At 63.5% G+C, this 22,785-nt stretch carries 22 protein-coding genes; 11 read left to right on the plus strand and 11 right to left on the minus strand.

Annotation, left to right across the window (positions count from 1 at the left end; translation table 11 throughout):
• The first annotated feature begins 262 nt into the window (after nt 1-262).
• Together NKI35_RS15655 and NKI35_RS15660 are read left to right on the plus strand one after the other, a co-directional pair.
• Nucleotides 263-784: a hypothetical protein gene (locus tag NKI35_RS15655; RefSeq protein WP_352740740.1), complete on the plus strand. Its 522-nt coding sequence runs from the start codon at nt 263-265 to the stop codon at nt 782-784.
• Nucleotides 781-1,287: a reverse transcriptase domain-containing protein gene (locus tag NKI35_RS15660; protein ID WP_502897144.1), complete on the plus strand. Its 507-nt coding sequence runs from the start codon at nt 781-783 to the stop codon at nt 1,285-1,287. Before NKI35_RS15655 ends, NKI35_RS15660 begins: the two co-directional genes overlap by 4 nt.
• Here NKI35_RS15660 and carB read toward each other — a convergent pair whose 3' ends face one another.
• The 3 genes from carB to NKI35_RS15675 form a co-directional block, all read right to left on the minus strand.
• Entirely contained in the window at nt 1,288-4,791 is a 3,504-nt protein-coding gene (gene carB / locus NKI35_RS15665) for a carbamoyl-phosphate synthase large subunit (protein ID WP_352740743.1), read from the minus strand.
• A gap of 234 nt (nt 4,792-5,025) precedes the next feature.
• A complete protein-coding gene (locus NKI35_RS15670) occupies nt 5,026-6,084 on the minus strand; it encodes an SH3 domain-containing protein (protein ID WP_352740744.1) in 1,059 nt (352 codons plus the stop codon).
• A gap of 241 nt (nt 6,085-6,325) precedes the next feature.
• Complete coding sequence (locus NKI35_RS15675) at nt 6,326-7,102, minus strand: metallophosphoesterase family protein (protein WP_023672422.1); 777 nt, start codon at nt 7,100-7,102, stop codon at nt 6,326-6,328.
• A gap of 178 nt (nt 7,103-7,280) precedes the next feature.
• Between NKI35_RS15675 and NKI35_RS15680 the strand changes: the two genes are divergently transcribed.
• Nucleotides 7,281-7,751, plus strand: a complete 471-nt coding sequence (locus NKI35_RS15680; RefSeq protein WP_023672423.1) for a nucleoside deaminase — start codon at nt 7,281-7,283, stop codon at nt 7,749-7,751.
• Nucleotides 7,752-7,774: 23 nt separating this feature from the next.
• Here NKI35_RS15680 and NKI35_RS15685 read toward each other — a convergent pair whose 3' ends face one another.
• Complete coding sequence (locus tag NKI35_RS15685; RefSeq protein ID WP_023683780.1) at nt 7,775-8,131, minus strand: ArsR/SmtB family transcription factor; 357 nt, start codon at nt 8,129-8,131, stop codon at nt 7,775-7,777.
• Nucleotides 8,132-8,330: 199 nt separating this feature from the next.
• Here NKI35_RS15685 and NKI35_RS15690 point away from each other — a divergent pair, with 199 nt between their 5' ends.
• The gene (locus NKI35_RS15690; RefSeq protein ID WP_023744337.1) at nt 8,331-9,509 is read left to right on the plus strand and encodes an MFS transporter; all 1,179 of its coding nucleotides are present in this window, start codon (nt 8,331-8,333) and stop codon (nt 9,507-9,509) included.
• Nucleotides 9,510-9,538: 29 nt separating this feature from the next.
• Here NKI35_RS15690 and NKI35_RS15695 read toward each other — a convergent pair whose 3' ends face one another.
• Complete coding sequence (locus NKI35_RS15695; RefSeq protein ID WP_023689742.1) at nt 9,539-10,003, minus strand: MarR family winged helix-turn-helix transcriptional regulator; 465 nt, start codon at nt 10,001-10,003, stop codon at nt 9,539-9,541.
• Between the two features lie 181 nt (nt 10,004-10,184).
• On the opposite strand from NKI35_RS15695, the gene NKI35_RS15700 reads away from it, so the two are divergent.
• On the plus strand, nt 10,185-10,979 hold the full coding sequence (locus tag NKI35_RS15700) for an SDR family NAD(P)-dependent oxidoreductase (RefSeq protein WP_023689743.1): 795 nt from the start codon (nt 10,185-10,187) through the stop codon (nt 10,977-10,979).
• Between the two features lie 162 nt (nt 10,980-11,141).
• On the opposite strand, the gene NKI35_RS15705 is transcribed toward NKI35_RS15700, so the two are convergent.
• Nucleotides 11,142-11,741 carry a LysE family translocator gene (locus tag NKI35_RS15705; protein ID WP_023689744.1) on the minus strand — a complete coding sequence of 200 codons (600 nt, stop codon included), beginning with the start codon at nt 11,739-11,741 and terminating at the stop codon, nt 11,142-11,144.
• An 87-nt stretch (nt 11,742-11,828) separates the two neighbouring features.
• Here NKI35_RS15705 and NKI35_RS15710 point away from each other — a divergent pair, with 87 nt between their 5' ends.
• Nucleotides 11,829-12,707: a LysR family transcriptional regulator gene (locus tag NKI35_RS15710; RefSeq protein WP_373420136.1), complete on the plus strand. Its 879-nt coding sequence runs from the start codon at nt 11,829-11,831 to the stop codon at nt 12,705-12,707.
• Nucleotides 12,708-12,770: 63 nt separating this feature from the next.
• On the opposite strand, the gene NKI35_RS15715 is transcribed toward NKI35_RS15710, so the two are convergent.
• The 3 genes from NKI35_RS15715 to NKI35_RS15725 form a co-directional block, all read right to left on the minus strand.
• Entirely contained in the window at nt 12,771-13,421 is a 651-nt protein-coding gene (locus NKI35_RS15715) for a dihydrofolate reductase family protein (RefSeq protein ID WP_023731609.1), read from the minus strand.
• A gap of 116 nt (nt 13,422-13,537) precedes the next feature.
• Complete coding sequence (locus NKI35_RS15720; protein ID WP_023821924.1) at nt 13,538-14,395, minus strand: protein-L-isoaspartate O-methyltransferase family protein; 858 nt, start codon at nt 14,393-14,395, stop codon at nt 13,538-13,540.
• A 53-nt stretch (nt 14,396-14,448) separates the two neighbouring features.
• Nucleotides 14,449-15,807, minus strand: a complete 1,359-nt coding sequence (locus NKI35_RS15725; protein WP_023672432.1) for an Nramp family divalent metal transporter — start codon at nt 15,805-15,807, stop codon at nt 14,449-14,451.
• A gap of 257 nt (nt 15,808-16,064) precedes the next feature.
• On the opposite strand from NKI35_RS15725, the gene mntR reads away from it, so the two are divergent.
• On the plus strand, nt 16,065-16,520 hold the full coding sequence (gene mntR / locus NKI35_RS15730; RefSeq protein WP_023672433.1) for a manganese-binding transcriptional regulator MntR: 456 nt from the start codon (nt 16,065-16,067) through the stop codon (nt 16,518-16,520).
• A 91-nt stretch (nt 16,521-16,611) separates the two neighbouring features.
• On the plus strand, nt 16,612-16,800 hold the full coding sequence (locus NKI35_RS15735; protein ID WP_023672434.1) for a hypothetical protein: 189 nt from the start codon (nt 16,612-16,614) through the stop codon (nt 16,798-16,800).
• A gap of 28 nt (nt 16,801-16,828) precedes the next feature.
• Here the strand turns inward: NKI35_RS15735 and NKI35_RS15740 are convergent, their stop codons facing one another.
• Nucleotides 16,829-18,895, minus strand: a complete 2,067-nt coding sequence (locus NKI35_RS15740) for a hypothetical protein (RefSeq protein ID WP_031203825.1) — start codon at nt 18,893-18,895, stop codon at nt 16,829-16,831.
• A 186-nt stretch (nt 18,896-19,081) separates the two neighbouring features.
• Between NKI35_RS15740 and ypfJ the strand changes: the two genes are divergently transcribed.
• From ypfJ to NKI35_RS15755, 3 genes are all read left to right on the plus strand, one after another.
• Nucleotides 19,082-20,017 (plus strand): KPN_02809 family neutral zinc metallopeptidase, encoded by a 936-nt coding sequence (gene ypfJ / locus NKI35_RS15745; RefSeq protein WP_023828078.1) that lies wholly within the window; start codon nt 19,082-19,084, stop codon nt 20,015-20,017.
• A 176-nt stretch (nt 20,018-20,193) separates the two neighbouring features.
• On the plus strand, nt 20,194-21,459 hold the full coding sequence (locus tag NKI35_RS15750; RefSeq protein WP_023701149.1) for a TCR/Tet family MFS transporter: 1,266 nt from the start codon (nt 20,194-20,196) through the stop codon (nt 21,457-21,459).
• On the plus strand, nt 21,456-22,376 hold the full coding sequence (locus NKI35_RS15755) for an aldo/keto reductase (RefSeq protein ID WP_352740747.1): 921 nt from the start codon (nt 21,456-21,458) through the stop codon (nt 22,374-22,376). Before NKI35_RS15750 ends, NKI35_RS15755 begins: the two co-directional genes overlap by 4 nt.
• Before the next feature lie 14 nt (nt 22,377-22,390).
• Here the strand turns inward: NKI35_RS15755 and NKI35_RS15760 are convergent, their stop codons facing one another.
• Nucleotides 22,391-22,774, minus strand: coding sequence for a helix-turn-helix domain-containing protein (locus NKI35_RS15760; RefSeq protein WP_352740749.1), 384 nt, complete (start codon nt 22,772-22,774; stop codon nt 22,391-22,393).
• Nucleotides 22,775-22,785 lie beyond the last annotated feature (11 nt).

Genomic DNA, 22,785 nt, shown 5'->3' on the forward strand with positions numbered 1-22,785 from the left:
ATGTTCCGAGAATGTCCAATCTCGAACTCGACTTCTTGACAAAATTGGGAGAGGAAGCAGAGTGAACACTCTGTAAGATCAGTTTGCATCGGCATCGGGAAGCCAGCGCAACGAGGTGCAATCGCCTCGGCGACTTAGGCTAAGGTTAGGCCCATTCGGCAATCGAAGAGATTACCGAGAGGTTCTACGAACCTCAGACAAGTAACATGGTTATTTGTCGATGAATTAGTTGATTGGTACAATCATATTATGTGGTAACCCGGTGCCGGTGCAGCTGTATAGTGAATTCTTGCGCGAGAGAACTTTTCGTTGGCCGCTCAAATCTGCGGCGAAACGAGGACTGGTTGTTTACGCAGAGCGGCTTGAAAATAAAAATTTACCTGTAATTCTAGACATGCAGCATTTGTCTTGGCACACAGGTATTAAGTCCCAATTCATTGCAAATGTAGTTTTAGATGGTGCCCGCTACTATCGCAGCAAAGTTATTCCCAAACGGAGAGGTGGGGAGCGCATTCTTTTTGTTCCTCGACCATTCCTCGCGGGCCTGCAGCGTTGGATTCTGGACGAAGTTCTCTCAAAACTCAAACCTCATTGTTCCGCTTTTGGCTTCATAAAAGGTCGGGGTATAGTTGAAAATGCGAAGGTTCACGTCAATTCGAAATGTGTTTTAAAGGTCGATATCAAGGATTTCTTTGGATCAGTTAGTTATGTGACTGTGTACGATATCTTTCTTCAGGCCGGGTACTCGCCTAAGATATCTTATTGTCTAATATTTGTACGTTGAATGATGCTCTACCACAGGGAGCACCCACTAGCCCAGCTCTCAGCAACATGGCTATGTTTCAGGCTGACACGCAGATTGCAGAATTCTGTAGTCAGAATGCACTTCTTTTTACGAGATATGCTGACGACATTTGCCTATCTGGAGATCTAATTCCTGAAAGTGCATTTCCTTTTTTGAGCGATTGCTTAGCGAAGTTCGGCTACGAGGTCGCTGAGGACAAAACGGTCCTTGCATTCGCGGGCCAGAAAAAAATTGTTACCGGCATTTCAATTTCTAGCGGGAAGCTCAAGCTTCCTAAAGAGCAGCGTCGAAAATTAAGGCAGGCGATACATTATATTTCCAAGCATGGTATTAATTCACATTTAGCCAACTTAGCTATCTTAGACCCGATTTATAGGTATCGGCTGGCAGGTCAGATAGATTTTTGGCTTTCCATAGAGCCTGACAATGAAGTTGCGAAACTTGGCAGGAGGATAATTAGATCCACGATCTCGGCGGGGTAGTCAGGCAAAATACTCCTGCAGTGGCCTCACCTCCAGGCTCCCCGCCTTCAGCGCCGCAATCGCTTCCGCCACCGCGGCAGCCCCCGACAGCGTCGTGTAATACGGCACCTTCTGCATCAGCGTGGCGCGGCGCAGCGACTTCGAGTCCGACACGGCCTTCTGGCCGTCCGTGGTGTTGAACACGATCTGGACCTGGCGGTTGCGGATGGCGTCTTCGATGTGGGGGCGTCCCTCCAGCACCTTGTTGATCTTCTGGGCGTCGACGCCGTTTTCGGCGAGGAAGCGCTGCGTGCCTGACGTGGCCAGCACCTTGAAGCCGAGGCCGGCGAGGCGCTTGACTGCCGGCAATATGCCTTTCTTGTCCTCGTCGCGCACCGAGACGAACAGTGTGCCGGAGCGCGGCAGGTCGACGCCGGCGCCGAGCTGACTCTTGGCGAAGGCGAGTGCGAAGTCGCGGTCGAGGCCCATGACCTCGCCGGTCGAGCGCATTTCTGGGCCCAGCAATATGTCGACGCCGGGGAAGCGGGCGAAGGGGAAGACGGCTTCCTTGACGGCGATATGGCCGGGGTTGCGCGGATCGGGCATGGCGCCGTAATGGGCGAAGGCGTCTTCCAGTTTTTCGCCGGCCATGATGCGGGCGGCGATCTTGGCGATCGGACGGCCGATGGTCTTGGCAACGAAGGGCACGGTGCGTGACGCCCGCGGGTTGACCTCCAGCACATAGACCGTGCCGTCCTTGATCGCATACTGCACGTTCATCAGGCCGCCGACATTGAGCGCGCGGGCAAGCGCCGCCGTCTGGCGCTCCAACTCGTCGACCAGTTCGGAAGGCAGCGAGTGCACCGGCAGCGAGCAGGCACTATCGCCCGAATGGATGCCGGCCTCTTCGATGTGTTCCAGAATGCCCGACACAAAGGTCGACGTGCCGTCGCACAGGCAGTCGACATCGACCTCGATGGCGCCCGAGAGATAGGTGTCGAACAGCAGCGGGTTCTTGCCCAGCAGCGTGTTGATCTGGCCGGTCTTGTCGTTGGGGTATTTCTGCTTGATGTCCTCCGGCACCAGGCCGGGCACGGTGTCGAGCAGGTAGCTCTGCAGCATGCCCTCGTCATGGATGATCTGCATGGCGCGGCCGCCGAGCACATAGGAGGGGCGCACCACCAGCGGGAAGCCGAGTTCGCCGGCCACAAGGCGGGCCTGCTCGACAGAATAGGCGATGCCGTTCTTCGGCTGGCTGAGGTTGAGCTTGTGAAGCAGCTTCTGGAAGCGGTCGCGGTCTTCGGCGAGATCGATCATGTCGGGTGACGTGCCGAGGATCGGGATGCCGGCCTTCTCCAGCGCGTCGGCCAGCTTCAGCGGCGTCTGGCCGCCGAACTGGACGATGACGCCGACCAGTTCGCCCGAGGCCTGTTCGGCGCGCAGGATCTCCAGCACGTCCTCGGCCGTCAACGGCTCGAAGTAGAGCCGGTCCGACGTGTCGTAGTCGGTCGACACTGTCTCGGGATTGCAGTTGATCATGATCGCTTCATAGCCGGCGTCGCGCAGTGCGAAGGCGGCATGGCAGCAGCAATAGTCGAACTCGATGCCCTGGCCGATGCGATTGGGACCGCCGCCGAGGATGACGACTTTTTTTCGCGACGACACTTGCGCTTCATTGGCCAGCGCGCCGGCGAAGGGCACTTCATAGGTCGAGTACATGTAGGCGGTGGGCGAGGCGAACTCGGCGGCGCACGTGTCGATGCGCTTGTAAACCGGATGAACGTCGAGCTTTTCACGAATCTTCGCAATCACTTCGGCGTCGTTCTTCGTCAGCGAGGCGAGGCGGGCATCGGAGAAGCCCATCGCCTTCAGCATGCGCAGATTGACGGCGTCCTGTGGGATGCCGTGCTCGCGGATGCGGGCTTCCATGGATACGATGCCGGCGATCTGTTCGAGGAACCACGGGTCGATCTTGCACATTGCGTGCACGTCTTCCAGCGAGGTGCCCATGCGGATCGCCTGCGCCACCATGCGCAGCCGGTCGGGCGTCGGCGTGCCGAGTGCGGCGCGAATGGCGTTGCGGTCGTCGGCGTGGTTGGCAGCTACGGCGCCGTGGCCGAGGCCGGGGATTTCGATTTCGTCGAGACCAGTCAGGCCGGTTTCCAGCCCACGCAGCGCCTTTTGCAAGGACTCCTGGAACGTGCGGCCGATGGCCATGACTTCACCGACCGACTTCATGGCGGTGGTCAGCACCGGCTCCGCGCCGGGGAATTTCTCGAAGGCAAAGCGCGGGATTTTTGTGACGACGTAATCGATGCTTGGCTCGAAGGAGGCGGGCGTGGCGCCGCCGGTGATGTCGTTCTCCAGCTCGTCCAGCGTGTAGCCGACGGCGAGTTTTGCCGCGATCTTGGCGATCGGAAAACCGGTCGCCTTCGAAGCCAAGGCGGAACTGCGCGAGACGCGCGGGTTCATCTCGATGACGACCAGCCGGCCATCGGCCGGATTGACGGCGAACTGCACGTTGGAGCCGCCGGTCTCGACGCCGATCTCGCGCAGCACCGCGATCGAGGCGTTGCGCATCATCTGGTATTCCTTGTCGGTCAAGGTCAGCGCGGGGGCGACGGTGATCGAGTCACCGGTGTGTACGCCCATCGGGTCGATGTTCTCGATCGAGCAGACGATGATGCAATTGTCCGCCTTGTCGCGGACGACCTCCATCTCATACTCCTTCCAGCCGAGCACGCTTTCCTCGATCAGCACTTCGGTGGTCGGCGAGGCGTCGAGGCCGGACTGGACGATGTCGTAGAATTCGGCGCGGTTGTAGGCGATGCCGCCGCCGGTGCCGCCCATGGTGAAGGACGGGCGGATGATGGCGGGCAGGCCGACATGGTCGAGCGCCTGGGCGGCAATCGCCATGCCATGGCTGATGTAGCGCTGCTTGCGGTCGCCTTCGCCGAGGTTCCAGCGGGTTTCCAGCGCGTCGAGCGCGGCATCGAGGTCGGCAGGCGCCTCGGCCTTGACGGCGGCGCGCTCGGCCTCATGGGTCTTGCGGTCGGCGTTCTTGACGTCGGTGGCATTGGCCAGCATCGACTTCGGCGTTTCCAGGCCGATCTTCTTCATCGCCTCGCGAAACAGCGCCCGGTCCTCAGCCTTGTCGATCGCCGTGGCGTCGGCGCCGATCATCTCGACATTGTAGCGCTCGAGCACGCCCATGCGGCGCAGCGACAGAGCGGTATTGAGCGCGGTCTGGCCGCCCATGGTCGGCAGCAGCGCGTCGGGCCGCTCCTTGGCGATGATCTTGGCGACGACTTCAGGCGTGATCGGCTCGATATAGGTGGCGTCGGCCAGTTCCGGGTCGGTCATTATGGTGGCCGGGTTGGAATTGACCAGGATGACGCGAAAGCCCTCTTCCTTCAGCGCCTTGCAGGCCTGTGTGCCGGAATAGTCGAACTCGCAGGCCTGGCCGATGACGATGGGGCCGGCCCCGATGATCAGGATCGACTTGATGTCGGTGCGTCTTGGCATCGTTGTGAGTTCCGTTCGGCGAGCGGCTTGCACGAAAAACCGGGACGGGAAGACCCGGCCGGTTGTGCTTGCGATTCTGGTATCAGGCTAGGAGGGCCTTATAGGGAAGAGTTTTGGGAGATGTAACCCCGAAAATGAGGCCAGGCAGTAGGGATTAGGCAGTAGGGATCAGGCAGTGGGATTGGGCAGGAGCGAGGTTAAGGCGTCTACTGCCTATTCCCTACTGCCCAACACCTAATCCCCCAGCGCGAGCTGATCCGTAATCTCAAACCGCTCGGCAGCGCCGATGCGGATCATGTTGAGGCTGCCTTCCCTTGTGAAGCGGAACTCGCTGGGCGAATCCGAGTTGGCCGGCATGCCGGCAGAGAAGGAGATGACGCGCGTGCCGCCATCGGGCCAGGTCACGGTGATGTCTGCCTTGTCGGCGCCATTGTGGACGATGTTGACGGCGCAGCGGGTCATCGGCTGGCCGACATAACGAGCGCAGGGGATCTCGGCGGTGGCGCCGAGGGCGGGCGGGGGTTCCAGCCGTGCAACGGTTTGCGTAGCGGTCGCAGCTTTGGCCTGGTCTGGCCGTGGCGTCGGGGATGGTACCCCCGGCGCGGACGCTGTATCCGGCGCTGCTCCCGCAGACGCGGCGGCGGCGAGTTCCGGCGTCCCTGTGGCCTCCGTTGCCGGAGCCTCTGTGGCGGGGATTTCGTCCATCGGCGGGCTTTCATTCGCTGCGAAGGCAAGGCCGTAAGCATCCTGCATGGCGGTCCTGCCGATCTCGGCGGCGGACTTCGGCGCGCCTGGATCCGTGCCGCCAAGGCGCTCCGTCAGGTCGAGTGGGGCCGGCGCGGGTGCAGCCGGGGTGGGTGCACCCTGAGTGGGTGCAGCCGGAGCGGCAGAGGCGGCAGGTGCAGTTGCTGGGGGTGTTGCGGCCACGTCGGCCGGCTGCGTCGGCATGTCGGGCGCGAGCGCCGGGCCGCCGGCTTCAGCGCTGGCGGTCACCTGGGGCGGCACGGCGTCAACTTCGACCACGGTCGGATTGTCGGGGATAAGATAGCGCGCGGGCGCCCAGCCTTTGACCAGTGGATTGTCAATCTCCTCGACCTTGCACCAGCGGTGGCCGTCCACCTCGCTGCAGCCGAAATTCTTGACGCTCGACCCGATCGGCAGGCGCGCCTGGGTTCTGCCCACAGGCGACGGCGTCGCGCGGATGTTGAGGAGATCGCCTGGGCCGAGCTCGGTCACGATGGAAACGATGTCAGCAGGCGCGTCCTCGGCATTGGCCGGCAAGCTCACCAACAACGGGCCCACCACCAACGGACCCGCCAACAACCGGGCTGCCCGCAGGAGCGGAGCGCCAGTCAGTCGATGCAAAATGGTTCGGATTGTGCGCCTCATCATTTGGCCGTGCGCCGATTACCCTTGCGGCAGCAATCCGCCGTAAGCCAAGGCGGTTTTATAAGGGACGATACGCGGCCATGTAAGTCTGAAAATGCGTCCGATGTTTGGTGCCGCGAGGCGGAAGCAGGACGCAGCCGTGCGGTCAAGCGGAGCCTTGCCAAGAGGGTTTGGGCATGAAGCCGGTCCTCAGCGCATGGGCCCATTCCGGTCGGCCCGCCTGTGCGGCCTGTCTCGCCGCCGCTTCGTGGTCGTAGTCGACGGCGATGGTCTCGAAACGGTCTGGACCATCGCCATCCAAGGTGAGGATGCCGTAGCGCGCATGCGGGCTGCCTTGCTCCGAAACATGCGCCGGGGGCGTGTCATCTTCATAGGCGGGGGCGCCGACGCTGCCGGGATTGAAGAGCAAGGGGCCGCCGGGGATACGGACCAGTTCCGCGCGGTGGCTGTGGCCGCACAGCACGATGCGGCAGGCCGGGTCCAGCGCCTGCAACCGCCGCTGAATAGCGGCAAGCGGCGCGCGCACCAGTTGGCCATCGACGATCGCGTCGAGCAGGTATTTCTCGTCATGGTCGGGCCGCGCATGGAAAGCGACTACGCCGGGAACAATCTCCAGCGTGAAGGGCAGGGCGAGCAGGGCTTCGCGCTGCGCTGATGTCAGCCGTTCCTGCGCATAGCGGTCTGAAGCCCACATCATATCGTCGGCCGGATCGACGGCGACGCGGCGGTCATGGTTGCCGCGCACCGTCGGCAGGTCGAGCGCTTCGAGCCGCTCGAACGTCTCGCGCGGCCAGAGCGGGCCGGAGACACAGTCGCCAAGGTTGACGGTGAGATCGGCGCCGCCGCGCCGCGCTAGATCGGCGAGCACGGCATCCAGCGCCAGCACATTGCCATGGATGTCGGCGAGAACGGCAATGCGCATGCGGCGGGCTCCTTGGTGCAGCCCGTTGAGGCTTGCGGCCCGGCTTCCTATCAAGCCGCTGCCTTCATTATCAAGCCCTTGAGATCGTTTGAGACAGCCGGGAGCCCCGCCTATCGCGGAAGCACTCCATCTGCTAGCGTCCACGCCGCTCCAGAGTTCATCCGGGGGAGGACAGGCGATGACCCGCGACCAGATGGTTGCCCACCTTCGCGCCGCCAATGATGTCGCGCGCGAGACTGCCGCGCACGGGCACCATCCTTTCGGCTGCGTGCTCGTCGGCCCCGACGATCGCATCCTGATGCGGCAAGGCAACATCAACACCGTCCGCCACGCCGAAACCGAGCTCTCCCGGCGTGCCGCCGACACCTATCCGCCGGATTTCCTCTGGTCCTGCACGCTGGTCACAACCGGCGAGCCCTGTGCGATGTGCACGGGAACGCTGTACTGGGCCAATATCGGCCGGCTGGTCTACGGCTTCGAGGAGACCAAGCTTCTCGCGCTGACTGGCAACCACGCCGAGAATCCGACGATGAACCTCTCGTCGCGCACAGTCCTCGGCTCCGGGCAGAAGCCGGTCGAGGTCCACGGACCCTTCCCCGAGATGGACGAGGAGCTCCTCGCCCCGCATATCGGTTTTTGGCAGCGCTAGGAGCGGCCTGACTTCGGCACCAGCTACGCCGGCATTTCGATGTCGTGGCCGCCGACGATGGGCAGAGCCGGATCATCTCCGGCCGCCGCAATCACGCTGTCGAGCAGGCCGGGGAAGCGAGCGTCGAGGTCGGCGCGGCGCAGCGTGATCATCCGGTTGGTGCCGGCCACTTCGGCGCGGGTGACGCCGGCCTCGCGCAGTTTGGCCAGGTGATAGCTGAGATTGGTCTTGGAGCCGAGGTCGAGGAACCGGCTGCAGTTCAGCGGCACGCCTTCCTTGCTGGCGAGATAGCGCACGATGGCGAGCCGGGTCGGGTCGCCAAGCACGCCGAGCACAACCGGCAGGCTGATCTGGTCTGTATTGGGGTGCGGCAAAGTCATGGCCCGAAACTAAGCACAGTCGGTGGCGATTTCAACGCGTCCATGTTTCGCGGGCATGCACAGTCCGCTTCGCGATTGGCCCAATGGCTGTCCTGACACAGGGCTGTCAGCAGGCTTCAGCTATTTTCATCTGGCTTCATTGACATCACGCCCTGTTATGTCCAATTGTTCAATAACTTTTGAACTAAGGACACGCCCTATGGACAAGCGCCTTTTCTGGCTTGCGCTCGGATCGTTCACGATCTCGACCGAAGGCTTCGTCATCTCCAGCCTGCTGCCTGATATCGCCACCGACGCCCGCATTTCCATTCCGCTCGCCGGCACGCTGATCACCGCCTTCGCGCTGGCTTACGCCATCGGCACGCCGATCCTGGCAACGCTGACCGGCGAATGGGACCGGCGCCGCGTCATCTTGTGGACGCTGGCGTTCTTCGTCATCGGCAATGTGGTGGCGGCGCTGAGCTCGTCCTTCGAACTGCTGCTCATTGCCCGCATCATCATGGCGCTGTCGTCAGGCTTGTTTGCCGCGACCGCTCAAGGCACGGCGGTGGCGCTGGTCGATGACCACCACCGGGCGCGGGCCATTGCAGTCGTCGTCGGCGGAACCACGGTGGCGGTTGCGCTGGGTGCACCGCTCGGCGCGCTGGTTGCCACGATAGCCGGCTGGCGCGGGACCTTCTTTGCCATTGCCGGGCTCGGCGCGCTGGTCGGCGCCATCCTGTGGTACCGGCTGCCGCGCGGAATTGTCGGCACCAAGCTGCCGCTCAGGCGGCGGCTGGCTGCGGCGCTGCGCCCCGGCGTCATGCCGATCCTGCTGACCACCGCTCTTGCCCTGATCGGCGCCTTCTCGGTGTTTTCCTATATCGCGCCGCTGGCCATCCAGAGCGGCGGCCTCAGCCCGATTGCGTTGCCCGGCATGCTGCTCGCCTTCGGTGTCGGCGCCGTCATCGGCAACATAGCCGGCGGCCAGGCGGCCGACCGTTTTGGTGCGACGCGCACCGTCGGCTGGTCGCTGGCGCTGAGCGCCGTCATGCTGGTGATGCTCTCGGTCATCCCGACCTTCCTGCCGCAGCATCTCGCCGGGCCGGCATTGATGGCCATGATGGTGCCGTGGGGCATGGTCGGCTGGGCATTTCCGCCGGCGCAGGCCAGCCGCATCATCAAGCTGGCGCCCGACGCCGCCCCGATCGTGCTGTCGCTCAACGCTTCGGCCCTCTATCTCGGCGTGGCGCTGGGCGCTGTGGCCGGCGGCGCCGTGCTTCGCTACGGCGTGCCGGCCGACCTCGGCCTAGTCGCCGCCATCTTCCCGCTGATCGGGCTTGGCGTGGTGCTGGCCGGCCGCTGGGCGGCCCGGCCGGTCGCCATGCCGGCCGAATAGATCTTTGCAAAGGACCGGCGGCCGCTCTTTCAGCTTGAAGGGGCGGCCGCCGGCACGTCGTACTCCAGCGCCGCGACTTCATCCAGCATAGCGCGCAGATCTGCCGCTCGCTGCTGGCCGACCAGCGCCTCGAAGCGCTGCTGGGCAATGGTCCACAATTTCGTCGTCTCCTCGAGCTTGGCCTGGCCTTGCGGCGTCAGCCGCACCCGCTTGACGCGGCGGTCGTCCTTGTCGGCGAAGGTGTCGACATAGCCGTCGCGGATCAGCGGCTTCAGCGTATGGCCGAGCGCCGACAGGTCCATGACCATCGCTTCGGCTATCGTGCCCATCGCCGGCTCGTTGCTGACATGGATCTGGTAGAGCAGGCCGTACTGTGTGCCCTTCAGACCCGAAGGCGAGATTACATCGTCATAAAAGCGGCCGAGCTTGCGCGCGGCGCGCCGCAGCGTGGCGTTGTTGCAAAGGCTGAATCCCGGCAGCGCGGTCTTGCTCATCACGACTCCTTGCCGGCAAAACCGCTGCCGGCCTGCCGCAGAAATAGTTTCTGCCGCCTCCGTTGACAAGATGGTGGTATATGCCTACTTCCCGGAAAGTGGTATATGCCACTAATTGGAGATCAGGGCGGGACAAGGGTTCATCGACCTGTCTCGCCGGGCAGAAAAAAGGAACAGGACAATGAGTGGACAGGACAACAAGGGTACCGCAGTCGTCACCGGCGCATCGGCCGGCATCGGCGCGGTCTATGCCGACCGGCTGGCCGGGCAAGGCTACGATCTGGTGCTGGTAGCGCGGCGCGCCGACCGGCTGGAGGAACTGGCTGAAAAGCTGCGATATGCTTACAAGCGCAAGGTCAGCGTGATATCAGCCGATCTTGCCGACGACAATGATGTGCGCCGCGTCGAGCAGGCGATCGCAGCCGACGACAGCGTCACGCTGCTGGTCAACAATGCCGGCATTGGTGGCCAGGCCGTGGTGGCAACGGCCGACGCCGACGAGGCCGAGCGCATGATCAAGGTCAACGTCATCGCCTTGACCCGCCTGACCCGCGCCGTTCTGCCGGGGCTTCTTGCGCGCAACCGCGGCGCCATCGTCAACATCGCCTCTGTGCTCGCCTATGATACCTCGTTCGGCGGCATCTACAGCGGCACCAAGGCCTATGTCGTCAACTTCACCGAGGCCCTGCACCGCGAAGTCGCCGGCACCAATGTGAAGGTCCAGGCGGTGCTGCCGGGCGCGACCCGCACCGATTTCTGGGAGCTCGCCGGTGGCGATATCGACAATCTGCCGAAGGAGATCATCATGTCCGCCGACGATATGGTCGATGCCGCGCTTGTGGGCCTATCCAGGGGCGAAGCCGTCACCGTGCCGGCACTTGCCGATGCGACCAAGCTCGACGCCTTCCTCGGCGCAAGGCAAGTCTTCTACGGCAGCCTGCACGCCGACAAGCCTGCTGCCCGCTACGCGGTCTGAGGAGAGAGCTGGTTCGCTTCGCGAACCAGGACCCCCACCCCGCTCACTTCGTTCGCGGCCCTCCCCACAAGGGGGAGGGTAAAGTGCGCGCTCCCCTACCTCCCCTTTGTGGGGAGGTCGGACCGCAGGTCCGGGTGGGGGTACTGGCGCCGACCTCTGCGTTTACGCTCCCCGCCACATCGGTATGATCGATGCAGCCAGCACCAGCGCCAGCACGATGTTGAGCGCGCGCCATTGCCATTCGGTCTCGAGCAGCCGTGCCAGCACCATGCCCGCCACGCACCAGATCGACAGCGAGACGGCTGCAGTGAGGCCGAAGGTCGAGCCGAGCAGCAGCGCGAGTTGTCCCGGCCCGTCGGCAAGGGCCGCGAACGAGGCCGCCGCCCCCAGTCCCATCGCCCAGCCCTTCGGGTTCATCCATTGAATGCCGGCGCCGCCGAAGAAGCTGTTGGGTTTTGCCATCGCCACATCGAGATTGGGCGGCCCGGCGCGGCCGATCTTGATTGCCAGCCAGATGAGATAGAGCGAGCCGATGATTTTCATCGCCAGTTGCAGCGAAGGCATGGCCAGCAGCAGACCGGCGAGCCCGGCGGCGGCAGCAGCGGTCACGGTGGCGAGACCGGCGGCGCTGCCGACCAATAGGGGAACGGAACGGCGAAAACCGAACTGTGCACCTGAGGCAGTCGACAGGGTGGTGGCGATGCCGGGCGTGACGGTGGCCACGAAGGCAAACAGGATGAGCGGAAAGATGGGCTGCAACATGAGGCGTCCTTCATCAAAAGCCCAATGGTAGACTTCCGCATACTTCAGTAAATGCAATGTTTGCGATGGTTGGCATTAGCAGATATAATGCCAACCATGATCCGCAACCTCGACACAGCGCTGATCCGCACCTTCGTCACTGTCGCCGACAAGGCCAGCATGACGGCGGCGGCGAACGCGCTGCATCTGACGCAAGGCGCCGTAAGCCAGCAGATCAAGCGGCTGGAAGAAGCGCTCGGCTGCAGCCTGTTCGAGCGCGACCGGCGTGGCTTGCGGCTGACGCGGCCCGGCGAGCGGCTGTTCGGCAAGGGCAAACGGTTGCTTGGCCTCAATGACGAGATCTGGGCCGAGATGGCGGGCACCGAGGTCGCCGGCCAGGTGCGGCTCGGTGTTCCCTATGACCTTGTCGGCACTTTGCTGGCGCCGGTGCTGAAGGCCTATGCCGAGACCTATCCGCAGGTCGAGATTTCACTGCTCTGTGCGGCTTCGCCGGACCTTGCCGCGGCCCTCGCGGCCGGCACCATCGACCTTGCCGTCATCGAGGAACGGGTCGGCCCGTCGGCCGGTGAGTGCCTGGCCATTGACCGGCTGGTCTGGGTGGGGGCCAAGGGCGGCGTCGCCCGCGCCAAGCGGCCGCTGCCGGTGTCGATCGTCGCCGACACCTGCGCCTTCCGCCCGGTGGTGCTGTCGGCGCTGAACGAGCACGGGCTGGAATGGCGCACCGTGTTCGAGAACGGCAACATCGACGCGACGACCGCGACAGTGCGCTCCGACCTTGCCGTCACCGCCTGGCTGGCCTCCACCGTGCCTGCCGATCTTGACATCCTGGCTTTTGATGCCGGGCTGCCGCCGCTGCCGAATTTTTCCATCAATCTGCATTTGCCGAAGTACGGCACGGCGCCGGCAGCGCAGGAGTTCGCGCGGTATATCCGGGGTGGGTTGGCACGGCGGGCTGTGGCGGCTTGACAGAACTTGCATTTCCTCTCCCCCGTCGATCGGGGGAGAGGAAAGGTGCCAAGCCTGTCCCTGTTACTTCCAGTTCTTACGCCGCTCGAGCTCGGCCTCTGACGGCTTCTGCGTAGCGAACGACCCGACCTTGACCTCACCCCCGCGTTCGTAGGTCGCCATGATGACGCCTGTGGTAGTGGCCTGCGACTTGACCAGCTTGAAAGCGGCGGGCATCGCACCACCATCGAACAGCCGCTTGCCCTTGCCCAGCAGCAGCGGGAAGATCATCAACCGGATCTCGTCGATCAGCCCGTTGGCGAGCAAAGTCTGGATCAGCTCGCTCGAACCCTGGATGAGCAGGTCAGGCCCATCTTCCTTCTTGAGGCGGCGCAACGCCGCGACGATATCTTCTCCAAGCCATTGCGTATTTTCCCAGGTGAGCGAATCCGGCCGATGCGTCGCCACATATTTAGTCGCAGGGTTGAAGGCATCTCCGATGGCATCTTTCTGGTACGGCCAGTAAGCGGCGAAGATGTCGTAGGTTCTGCGGCCGAGCAGCAGGGCGAAGGGCTTAGAGAACAATTCCTCCATGGCCACGCCCGCCACCTCGTCGAAGTAGTGGAACGTCCAGCCGCCGAACTCGAAGCCGCCAACCGGGTCTTCTTCCGGGCCGCCCGGCGCCTGCATGACGCCGTCGAGGCTGACGAAGGTAGCGGCGATGATCTTTCGCATTGGATTTTCCTTTTCCAGGATCCGCGCCGTCAGGGCCGGATTTCGATCTAAGGACGGACAGGCCGGCGGCCGCCCGACAGGCGTTGGCAAAAAAACGCTGCGGCCGACAAGAGTACCTACCGCCGTCGCCCGCCGCCAAGCGCCTGCGACGAAAACCAGACATCGCCGATGATGGCGGTGGCGGTCCGGTCCGGCGCCCTGTCTGATGTCAGCCAGATCGAACGGCTGCGCGCGGCCTTCTGGAGGTCGGGGATTTTGGCCGCCGAACCGGCGACCGAGGCGCCGACGCAGGGGATGAACCACGAGCGCATGAAGGGGTCGCAGGCAAAACCTTGTTTGGTGCGGGTCACCATTACGGCCAGGCCGACGCCCTGGGACGGGCGCCAGGGAAAGATCATGCGGCCGCCCGCTTTCAGCGCCCTCAGCCAGGCAGCCGGCGGTGCGACGACACCGGCATTGACATAGATGATGTCGGACGGCGGCAGATCGCCGGTGACGGCATCGCCGTGGACGACGCTTACATTGCCGTAGGTTTCGAGATTCTTTGTTGCTCTGGCAGCAAGATCGGCCTCCATTTCGAAGGCGGTCACCGGGCCGGGCGCAACCAGCCGGGCCAGCAAGGCGGTGTAGTAGCCGGTGCCGGCGCCGATATGGGTGACGGCCTCGTCCGGCCTGGGAGCGATCCTGCCTATCCACATGGCGTGCAGGGAGGGTTCGCCATTGTTGATGCCCTTGTCGGCATCGAGCGCCACCAGCACGTCCTGATAGATGTGAACAGGATCGGCGCTCGGCGTCATGATCTTGCCGTTGCCGGTGGTGAGCGCCCTGCCGGCGACGACCGCCCAGGGTCCGGGACCGAGAAAGGCCTCGCGCGGCACGGTGGCAAACGCCTCTTCGAGGCGCGGGTCGGCCGAGCCGGCATTGGCCGCCATCAGTTGCGCGTAAAATTTCCTGGCGTCTTCGACACTTGTCATGATGGCGATCAAGATAGCGCAAGCGGCCGGTTTGTCGCGGTCGGGAATGAAACTCAGCCGACGCCGAAGACGGTGTCGTAGAGCAGCTTGAAGTTGAGCACCAGGATGACCGCCGCGACGACCCAGGCGAGGACCGCCACGCCGCGGGGAATGGCAAGGTTGCCCATCTTCTTCTTGTCGGAGACGAACTGCACCAGCGGGATGACTGCGAAGGGCAGCTGCATCGACAGTACCACCTGGCTGAAGACCAGCAACTGGCCGGTGCCCTTTTCGCCATAGAGCGCGGTGACGACCACCACCGGGACGATGGCGATGCCGCGCGTCAGCAGCCGGCGCGCCCATTGCGGAATGCGCAGGCGCAAAAAGCCTTCCATGACGATCTGGCCGGCAAGCGTTGCCGTAACCGTCGAGTTGAGGCCGGAGGCCAGCAGCGCCACCGCAAACAGGATGGAGGCGATGCCGAGGCCGAGCAGTGGCGACAAGAGCTCGAAGGCTTGGCCGATCTCGGCGACATCCTGATGGCCGGTGCCATGGAAGGCCACCGCCGAGACGATCAGGATCGAGGCGTTGACGAACAGCGCCAAGACGAGCGCGATGGTCGAGTCCGTCGTCGCCCATTTAATGGCGTCGCGCTTGCCTTTTTCGGTCCGTTCATAGGCGCGTGTCTGTACGATCGAGGAGTGCAGGTAGAGATTGTGCGGCATCACCGTGGCGCCGATGATGCCGATGGCGATGTAGAGCATCGCCGGATTGGTGACGATCTCCGTCGACGGCACGAACATCGAATGCAGGATCGAGCCGACCGGAGGGGCAGCGGCAAAGATCTGGATGGCGAAACAGCCGAAGATGATGATCAAAAGCGCGATGACGAAGGCTTCGAGATAGCGGAAACCCTTGTTCATCAAGAGCAGCACGATGAAGGCGTCGAGCGCCGTCAGCAACGCGCCGCCGATCAGCGGAATGCCGAACAGAAGCTGCAGCGCGATCGCCGTGCCGATCACCTCGGCGAGGTCGCAGGCGATGATGGCGAGTTCGCAGGCGATCCACAGCACGAAACTGACGGGACGCGGATAATAGGCGCGGCAGGCCTGGGCGAGGTCGCGGCCGGTGGCGATGCCAAGCCGGGCGGCAAGCGCCTGCAGCAGGATCGCCATCAGGTTGGACAGCATGATGATGAACAATAGCGTGTAGCCGAACTGGGCGCCGCCGGCGAGGTCGGTGGCCCAGTTGCCCGGATCCATATAGCCGACCGAGACCATGTAGCCCGGTCCCATGAAGGCGAACAGGCGACGGAACCAGACGCCGGACTGCGGCACCGCGATCGTGGAGTTCACCTCGCGCAGGCTGGGAGGATTGTCCTCCGGCCTGTCAAATCGCCAGGATGATCCCAAGGTAGCGTCAGCTTCGGACATGGAGGGCTTTCCACTGGGTGGATCGGTTGACGTCATCCTATCTATGCCAGGGCTCAACATTATGCAATAGGCTATATTTCATTGTATGTGCTTCCTGTTGCGCCGACCGGCAGGCCGGCCGGGGATCGCAAACGCCGGTTGCGCCTACCATGGAATGGAAATAAACGGCTGGAACAGTTAAGCCCGTGCTATGAATGGCAAAGGGCGATTGCTTTGCCCAAAGCCGATTCTTGTCAAAAGATAGGAAGGAGCGCGTGTTGGCGCTGAAGCACAGACCGGTTGGACGCGAGGAGCCGCTGCCTGACGCCGAGATTCATTCGAAAGGGTTCCGGCAGCAGCGCGAAGCGCGCCGCGGCGCGCTGGTCGAGGATTATGTCGAGCTGATCGCCGACCTGATCGAGGACGGCAATGAGGCGCGTCAGGTCGATATTGCTGCGCGGCTCGGTGTCGCCCAGCCGACGGTGGCCAAGATGCTGACCAGGCTGTGCGCCGACGGGCTCGTTTCCAGAAAACCCTATCGCGGTGTGTTCCTGACCGACGCCGGGCGCAAGGTGGCGGAAGAGAGCCGCATCCGCCACCAGACGGTAGAAGCGTTTTTGCGTTCGCTCGGTGTCAGCGCCGAGACGGCGCGCATCGATGCCGAGGGCATCGAGCATCATGTCAGCGCCGAGACGCTGGAAGCCTTTCGCAAGGCGATGATCGCGCCGCGCTGAGGGGTGCCGGGGCCGCACCACTGGAACCTCCGCACGTCAGGCTCGTTGCTCCTGACGTTGCGCGTGATTGTCGCGCGCCAAGGAGGAAAACATGGGCGTCGAACAGGCACCGACCGCGAAGGGCAAGCAGGCGGCCGAGGGTTTGAGGCAGGCAGCGGCAAAGGACGAACGCAAGACCGAGGTCGAAACCGGCCATGCGCTGAAAAAGGGCGCCGCGCGTTTCGAGGAACGCTCCAAAAGCTCGGACGGCAAAAGCGCCGGCACCAAGCAGAAGATCTGAGTTCTGTTCGCAAGCGGCAACCTGCCGCTCATTCCTCGGTGTCCTGCACCCAACTGCGCGGATGGCCGTCGACGCGGAACTGGAATATGAAATAGGGCGGAATGCAGGAGCCCTTGCCAGGCTTGGCTGCGGCCAGATCGTCGTAGCCGGCGGTGCAGATATAGTCCTCGCGGCAGGGATGCGCCTTGTCGCAGGCGCGCAGGCCGGCGGTCTTGGTGAATTCCTTGGTGCAGAATTTGTGGTCCTTGCCCGACGCGATGCAGTCGTTGAAACCGGTCTTGGCGAGGCGGCCGCAAGTCGCCTCGTCGGGAAGCTTGTCGCAGCTTGCCTTGCGCAGCATGCCCCCGGGAAAGCCACCGGTCTTCTGCTCGGGGTTGTCGTAGCGTTGGCGCGCCGCGCCATAGCCGGCGAGCTTGATTACCGGTTTCTTGTCGCGCGCCGGATCGATGGCGCAGGCTTTTGCGGTGGCCGGCGACAGGCGGCAATATTTGTCGCTGCCCCAGCTCGACATCTTAATCTCGCCGAACTCGACGGGGTCGCCGACTGCGGTGGCCGCCTCGCTGACGCAGGTGCCGAAGCCCGGATGGATGTCGCTTTCATGGACGCCGGCGCAGCGCAGGCTTTCGCCGCAGCTCCAGTCCTTGAAGCTGGCATCCTTGCCGCTGTAGCAGATCGAGCCCCAGCCATTGTAGAGATCAGTGCCTTTCAGCGCTTCGGCGAGTTTGGCGTCCGGACGGGCGGCGAAGCCGCGTGAGAAATCCGGATGGCCGCCGGCGGCGAAGTCCTCGACGATGGCGCGGCGGCGAGGCAGGTCGGCGAAGAACACCGCCGAGCCGGGGACGAAGACGGCGTTGCGGCGCGGCTCGCTGGCCGGATCGGCGCCGGTGTAATGGAAGCCGGCAATGCCGTGCGTCTGGTGGCAGCCGGTGCAGGTCATTTCGTTGAGACGCAGATTGAAGCCGGCCACCGATTTCACGCTGCGCAGCTCGTTGCCCTTGGCGACATAGTCCTGCAGTGCCTTGTCGATGTCGGCATCGTCGAGCAGCCCATAGGCGATGTTGTTTTGCGATCTGGCCATGCCGCCGGGTGCGACCGAGACGGCGCTGGTCGCCAGGAATTTGTCGTCGATGACCAGCCGGCCGCGGTCGAGATCGTAGATGTTGCGGTCGGTGAGCAGCCATTTGGCGAAGGCCGGCCGGTCGGCCAGAACCACTTTCCGGTCGATCTGGTTCTCCATCTTCGATTCCTGGAAGGTGGACGTCGTTGGGTCCCATTTGAAAATCTTGAGGAGATATTCGGCGTGGCCACCGAAGTCGCGGCGGCTCGAGGCCGACAGCCGGAGAACCTGCATGTTCAGCTCAAGCCGCATGATCTGCGACGAATTCAGCATGGCGTTGGAGAGCGGCCCTTCGTCGGAGCGCAGCCAGGCTGCCAGTTGCTCGGGCGCAAGGTTCTTCTGGCCGGCGGCGAGCCAGCGCTTGGCGATTTCGGCACAGGAAACGGCGGTGGCGCTTGGACGGTCTCTCGAAGCGCGGGGGCGAGCCTCGCCGGGCCTGGCGTTGAAGACCAGACTCATGGTCAGCGGCAGCCGCGACGAGATGCGTTGCGCTGTCTTTCCCTTCGTGGGCTTCTCCGCCACCGAATAGTGGAAGCGGTAGATCAGCCTGATCTCGCCGCATTCGGTGTGGCCGAGATAGCCGCGGTCCATGCGGTTGACGACGCCGGTCAGGTCGAGCGTCGAGCCGTCATCGTCGATGTATTTCGGGTTGAATTTCTGGCTGGGGTCCTTCGACTTCGCCAGCGCAGCGACATAGGGATCGGGGCTATTGGCAGGCTCGTCGGCGATCTGCTGCTTGACGGCGTTGCGGACAGGGGTCAGCGCGCGCACCGAAAACAGGCCGCGATTGTCGACCTCGCGCGTGAGACCCAGCGCCGGGCCGAGCAGGCGGCTGATCGAGAGGCCGCCACGCTCAAGCGCCTGCAATGTCTCGGGATCGGTCACGGCGACGCTGGAATCGAGCGTCACGGCGCGCGCCGGCAACGGGCCGAGGCATAGCACCACCGCCAGCAGCAGAAATCGACCGATCGTCCGCAAGTCCCGACACCCCCGTTCGAACCGGATGCTACAGCGCGCATGCCGCCTCGACCAGAGTGCGAACGCGATGCCGCTGCCACGAAAAATACTGTGACTTGGCGCAACCATTGCGATAATTGTCTGTTGGGTCGGACTGGGCCACGACATCGGCCAGGCCAGCCGAAAATTTGCATACGGGGAGTTGCCATGCTCTGGAAGGGCCGCCGTCAGAGTGACAATGTCGAGGACGAGCGCAGCGACAGCGGCGGCGGTGGTGGTTTGGGCGGCGGCAGCCCTGGCCAGTTCCGCATCCCGATCGGCGGCCGCACCGGCGGCGGCGGCAGCATATTGCTGGTCGTCCTCGTGGTGCTGGCCGGATGGTATTTCGGCTTCGACCCGTCGCAGATCCTGGGCAGCGGCGACGGCGGCGGCGTGCTGCCGGGTGGCGGTGGCCAGATTACCGACAACAGCGGCGGCCAGGACGACGGCGCCGGCACGCCTGCTTCCGACGAGATGAAGCAGTTCGTGGCGACCGTGCTGGCCGAGACCGAAGAGACCTGGACCGGCATCTTCCAGTCGCAGGGCCTGAAATACGAGGACCCGAAGCTTGTGCTGTTCAGCGGCCAGATCCGCTCGGCCTGCGGCTCCGCCTCGACGGCAGCCGGACCGTTCTATTGTCCCGGCGACCACAAGGTCTACCTCGACACCACCTTCTTCCAGCAGCTCGACCAGCAGTTCGGCGCCTCGGGGGATTTCGCCCAGGCATATGTGATCGCCCATGAAGTCGGTCACCATGTGCAGAACCTCACCGGCATCCTGCCCAAGTTCAACCAGATGCGGCAGTCGATGGGTGAGGCGGAAGCCAACCAGATGTCGGTGCGCATCGAGCTGCAGGCCGACTGCTTCGCCGGCGTTTGGGCGCATTTCACCGCGCAGAAGGGCATTCTGGAACAGGGCGACATCGAAGAGGCGCTCAACGCCGCCAAGCAGATCGGCGACGATACGCTGCAGAAGAAGATGCAGGGCTATGTCGTTCCGGAAAGCTTCAACCACGGGACGTCGCAGCAAAGGCAGAGCTGGCTGGCGCGCGGCTACAAGAGCGGCAAGCTGTCGGATTGCAACACGCTGACCGGTCCGGTTTGAGGCGCTCGCAAGTTCCAGCCGACCGCGGTCCAAAGCGCATCCGTCGGCGGGCCGATTCACCACCGGCAACAGATGTCAGGAGGAGAACGCCTGAGGCGTTCTCCTATTGTTCCAAAGTGGCGCCTCGCCTATAACGGGCGCCCGCCCAAGGGCGGTCCCAGGGAGCAGACGCCATCATGATCGACCCCAAAACCGCCAGGCGGGGCCTTGCGCTCGTCTTCACCACGCTGCTGCTCGACATTATCGGCTTCGGCATGATCATGCCGGTGTTGCCGGCCTTTCTCAGGGAGCTTTCCGGCGTCGGCATCAGCGAAGCGGCGATCGAAGGCGGCTGGCTGTTCTTCGTCTATGCGGCGATGCAGTTCTTCTTCGCGCCAATCATGGGTGGATTGAGCGACCGCTTCGGGCGGCGGCCGATCCTGCTTGCCTCGGTGCTTACATTCTCGATCGACAATCTGATCTGCGCCATCGCCTGGTCCTATCCGATGCTGTTCATCGGCCGCGTGCTGGCCGGCGTTTCGGGCGCCAGCTATTCGACGACGTCGGCCTTCATTGCCGACATCTCGAACGACGCCAACCGGGCGAAGAATTTCGGTCTGCTCGGCATCGCCTTCGGCGTCGGCTTCGTCATTGGGCCGGTGCTGGGCGGGCTGCTCGGCACGTTCGGGCCGCGAGTGCCGTTTTACTTTGCCGCCGGGCTTGCCTTCGTGAACTTCCTCATCGCCATGTTCTTCCTGCCTGAAACGCTCGATGAAAAGCACCGCCGCCGCTTCGAGTGGAAACGCGCCAACCCGGTCGGCACGCTGCTGCAGATGCGCCAATATCAGGGCATCGGCTGGATCGGGCTCGCCTTCTTCCTGATGACGCTCGGCCACATGATGTATCCTGCGGTGTGGTCGTTCGTGTCCAATTATCGTTATGGCTGGAGCGAGCAGCAGATCGGCTTCTCGCTCGGCGCCTTCGGCCTGTGTGGGGCGATCGTCATGGCGACGGTGCTGCCACGCGTGATCCCCAAACTTGGCGAGTGGAAGACGGCGGTCATCGGCCTGACATTTACGGCGGCCAGCGCCTTCGGCTACGCCTTCGCCTCGCAAGGCTGGATGATCTATGCGGTGATCGTCGTCGGCTGCCTCGAAGCACTGGCCGATCCGCCGCTGAGAAGCCTTGCCGCCGCCAAGGTGCCGCCATCGGCGCAAGGCGAATTGCAGGGTGCGATGACATCGATCTTCTCGATCACCTCGATCATCACGCCGCTGCTCTACACCGCGATCTTTTCCTGGTTCACCGGACCGAATGCGCCCGTAGTGTTCGGCGGCGCCCCCTATCTGGTTGGCGCGTGCTTCCTGACGCTTGCGGTCATTGTCTTTGTGACGAAAGTTGCGAGGCCGACGGCGGTGAGAAGCGTTGCCACCGGCGCTGCGGAAGATGGAGCCCAGATATGAGCCATGACAGCCGCATAGAGCTAACCAAGGACGGTTTGTCGCTGTCGCGGCTGGTGTTCGGCGCCTGGCGCCTGCTCGACAGCGCCGCGCGCCCGGACGCCGACCAGATCGCGCGGCTGATCGGCACTGCGGTCGATCTCGGCCTGACCAGCTTCGACCATGCCGATATTTACGGGCATTACCAGGTGGAAGCTGCCTTTGGCGCCGGCTTGTCGCGCTGGAAGGGCAAGCGCGACAGCATCGAGCTGATCTCGAAATGCGACATCATTCTGGCATCGGCCAACCGGCCTCAGAACCGGCTGAAGCATTACGACACCAGTGCGGCCCACATTGCCGCCTCGGTCGACCGTTCGCTCGCCAATCTCGGCACCGACTATCTCGACCTGTTGCTGCTGCACCGGCCGGATCCGCTGATGGATGCCGACGAGACGGCGGCGGCCCTTGCCGGGCTGGTCAAGTCGGGCAAGGTGAGAGCGGTCGGGGTCTCCAATTTCACGCCGTCGCAGTTCGACCTTTTGGCTTCGCGGCTGCCGTTTGCCTTGGCCACCAACCAGATCGAGATGTCGGTGCTGAAGACCAATGCGCTGATGGATGGCAGCCTCGATCATGCGCAACGCCTCGGCTATGCGCCGATGATCTGGTCGCCGCTCGGCGGCGGCTTGCTGTTCACCGGCAAGGAAGGGCGCGAGGCGCGGGTCAGGGCGGCAATCGCGGCGGTGGCTGCCGAGATCGGCGCCGGCGATCTCGCCGCTGTCGCCATCGCCTGGCTGCTGCGTCATCCGGCGCGGCTGGTGCCGGTGCTGGGCACGATGAAGCCCGAGCGGCTGGCCGCTATGGTCAAGGCGCTGGAAATCAGCCTCGACCGCCAGCAATGGTTCGCCATCCTGGAAGCCAGTGAAGGCCGTCCGGTGGCGTAAGATCTGTAACTAATTTAGGCTTCGATCCATTCGCCGGGCACATCCAATGCCTTCACTAGCATGGTACTGGTCTGCGCCGATGGCTTGCGACGATTGGATTCGAGGTCCGACAGAAAGCCCTGACTGACACCGATGGCATCAGCCAATTCGGCTTGCGTCAGCTTGCGCCAGTTGCGCAGCGCCTTGAGCCGGCTCGAGCCCCGCAAGATATCCATGGTCACCTCGGCGGGCAGGAGCTTTTCCGTTTTGAGTTCGGCCTTCCGCTCATCGTAGATCGCCACATCCGCAGCGTCTTCGACGGCTTCCTCGGCGGCATGCAGCAATGCCTCGTAATCGGCCTTCGGGATGACAACCAGTTCTTCCCCGGTTGAAGTCTTTATGATTTGCGGAGCGTTCATGATGTCCTGTC

Source organism: Mesorhizobium sp. M0676, from assembly GCF_040320535.1.
GTDB lineage: Bacteria > Pseudomonadota > Alphaproteobacteria > Rhizobiales > Rhizobiaceae > Mesorhizobium.

Coding starts and splice junctions, on each gene's coding strand:
- ypfJ (WP_023828078.1), top strand. CDS start 19,082: ATGCTCTGGAAGGGCCGCCGTCAGAGTGACAATGTCGAGGACGAGCGC.
- NKI35_RS15695 (WP_023689742.1), bottom strand. CDS start 10,003: ATGAGCAAGACCGCGCTGCCGGGATTCAGCCTTTGCAACAACGCCACG.
- NKI35_RS15700 (WP_023689743.1), top strand. CDS start 10,185: ATGAGTGGACAGGACAACAAGGGTACCGCAGTCGTCACCGGCGCATCG.
- NKI35_RS15690 (WP_023744337.1), top strand. CDS start 8,331: ATGGACAAGCGCCTTTTCTGGCTTGCGCTCGGATCGTTCACGATCTCG.
- NKI35_RS15750 (WP_023701149.1), top strand. CDS start 20,194: ATGATCGACCCCAAAACCGCCAGGCGGGGCCTTGCGCTCGTCTTCACC.
- NKI35_RS15685 (WP_023683780.1), bottom strand. CDS start 8,131: ATGACTTTGCCGCACCCCAATACAGACCAGATCAGCCTGCCGGTTGTG.
- NKI35_RS15675 (WP_023672422.1), bottom strand. CDS start 7,102: ATGCGCATTGCCGTTCTCGCCGACATCCATGGCAATGTGCTGGCGCTG.
- NKI35_RS15735 (WP_023672434.1), top strand. CDS start 16,612: ATGGGCGTCGAACAGGCACCGACCGCGAAGGGCAAGCAGGCGGCCGAG.
- NKI35_RS15710 (WP_373420136.1), top strand. CDS start 11,829: ATGCCAACCATGATCCGCAACCTCGACACAGCGCTGATCCGCACCTTC.
- NKI35_RS15760 (WP_352740749.1), bottom strand. CDS start 22,774: ATGAACGCTCCGCAAATCATAAAGACTTCAACCGGGGAAGAACTGGTT.
- NKI35_RS15705 (WP_023689744.1), bottom strand. CDS start 11,741: ATGTTGCAGCCCATCTTTCCGCTCATCCTGTTTGCCTTCGTGGCCACC.
- NKI35_RS15725 (WP_023672432.1), bottom strand. CDS start 15,807: ATGTCCGAAGCTGACGCTACCTTGGGATCATCCTGGCGATTTGACAGG.
- NKI35_RS15720 (WP_023821924.1), bottom strand. CDS start 14,395: ATGACAAGTGTCGAAGACGCCAGGAAATTTTACGCGCAACTGATGGCG.
- carB (WP_352740743.1), bottom strand. CDS start 4,791: ATGCCAAGACGCACCGACATCAAGTCGATCCTGATCATCGGGGCCGGC.
- NKI35_RS15680 (WP_023672423.1), top strand. CDS start 7,281: ATGACCCGCGACCAGATGGTTGCCCACCTTCGCGCCGCCAATGATGTC.
- NKI35_RS15715 (WP_023731609.1), bottom strand. CDS start 13,421: ATGCGAAAGATCATCGCCGCTACCTTCGTCAGCCTCGACGGCGTCATG.
- NKI35_RS15755 (WP_352740747.1), top strand. CDS start 21,456: ATGAGCCATGACAGCCGCATAGAGCTAACCAAGGACGGTTTGTCGCTG.